This window comes from Burkholderia sp. Ac-20392, assembly GCF_017104585.1.
GTDB lineage: Bacteria > Pseudomonadota > Gammaproteobacteria > Burkholderiales > Burkholderiaceae > Burkholderia > Burkholderia lata.
Genome location: NZ_JAAGPB010000957.1, coordinates 1 through 1,466 on the forward strand (window position 1 = coordinate 1; position 1,466 = coordinate 1,466).

General features: G+C 68.6%; 2 protein-coding genes. Both read right to left on the reverse strand.

Going from position 1 to position 1,466, the window contains the following annotated elements; translation table 11 throughout:
* Positions 1–394, reverse strand: a 394-nt coding sequence (locus G3N99_RS40050; RefSeq protein ID WP_206125174.1) for an MASE4 domain-containing protein, incomplete at its 3' end; no start/stop codon positions are given.
* Positions 391–1,035, reverse strand: coding sequence for a response regulator transcription factor (locus tag G3N99_RS40055; protein WP_206125175.1), 645 nt, complete (start codon positions 1,033–1,035; stop codon positions 391–393). The genes G3N99_RS40050 and G3N99_RS40055, both read right to left, overlap by 4 nt.
* Between the last annotated feature and the right edge of the window lie 431 nt (positions 1,036–1,466).

A 1,466-nucleotide genomic window follows, 5' to 3' on the forward strand; every position in this document is an offset into this window, starting at 1 on the left:
TGTCGCGGGCGCCGAGCAGGCCGGTCGGCGTGAACAGCCCGGGAAAGGTCAGCATGTGGGTGCCGGCCATGAAACCCGTGAACAGGTAGCCGCCCGCGAGCACGAGCAGCGGCCGCTGGCGCAGGATCGCGTACTGGCCGAGCAGCAGGCCGGCCGTCACCATGTCGTTGACGACGATCGCCGACTGGTACACGGGGATGAACGCCGCTCCCGGCGCCAGCGGCCTGCCGGCGAACGGCGCAAGCGCGGCGAAGATCACGGCGGAGATGAGCACGGTCGCGAGCGCGAGCCGCCGTTCGCGTCGGCCCGGCGGCAGCGACGACATGAACAGGCGCGACGCGTCCGGGTTGTCGTCGTCCGGCGGCGAGGGCGGGAAGCGGAAGGCGGCCGTCATGCGTCGCCGCCGGGGTCGAGGTCGTGGCGCACCGCGTAGCGGATCAGCGCCGCTTCGTGCGGCAGTTCCATCTTCTCGAGGATCCGTGTCTTGTACGTGCTGACCGTCTTCGCGCTGAGCGCGAGTTCGGTCGCGATCTGCGTGACGGTCCGGCCCGCGACGATGCGGCGCATCACGTCGAGCTCGCGCGCGGACAGCCGTTCGTGCGGCAGCGTCGCGGCCGGCGTGCGCAGCGTGAGCGCGAGACTTTCGGCCGCCGACGGGCTCACGTAGACGCCGCCCGCGGCCACCTTGCCGACCGCTTCGACGAGCTCGGCGGTCGCGCTGTCCTTCGTCAGGTAGCCGGTTGCACCGGCCTTGAACGCGCGCGCCGCGTACTGCGCCTCCGCATGCATCGTCAGCACGAGCGTGCGCAGCGACGGCGCGTGGCGCTTCACCAGCCGGATCAGCTCGATGCCGGTCGGCGCGGGCATCGACAGGTCGAGCAGCAACACGTCGGCGGCGCCGCGCTCGACCAGCGCGAGCGTGGCCGAGCCGTCGCTCGCCTCGCCGACGATTTCGAAACCGCCGGCCGTTTCCAGGATGTAACGCAGTCCGTCCCGCATGACTGCGTGATCGTCAGCCAGAATTACCCTGATCATCTAGCGATCCTCTTCGGGATGACGCCGCGCACTGCTGTCCAATGGTCGCCGCGGCCGTTCTTCTGATCAATATATTCCTCCGAATCCGAAAACGGTACACATCCGGGAAATTTTCGAGATAGATGATCGCGGAATGTGTACTGAAACGAAATAATCGCGGGGAAAAGATATGCGGCGGAGCGGGTGTGGGTCAGGGTATTCCCTGGTGAGTGCGGCGACCTGAACAGGACGGCGCCGCGTGTCACGAGCCGCCCCGCGAACCGTGCCGATTCGGGACTAAACTGGTGCCCGATGCCACGACAACCGCCCGAGGAGCCCCGTGATGATCGATCTTGCCGATATCCTGCCGTCCGCGCTGCCCGCCGCCGTCGCATGGGCCGAAGCCGAGGCGGCGCGCGGGATCGCGCAGGGTGCGCCGCCTCGGCTTCGGC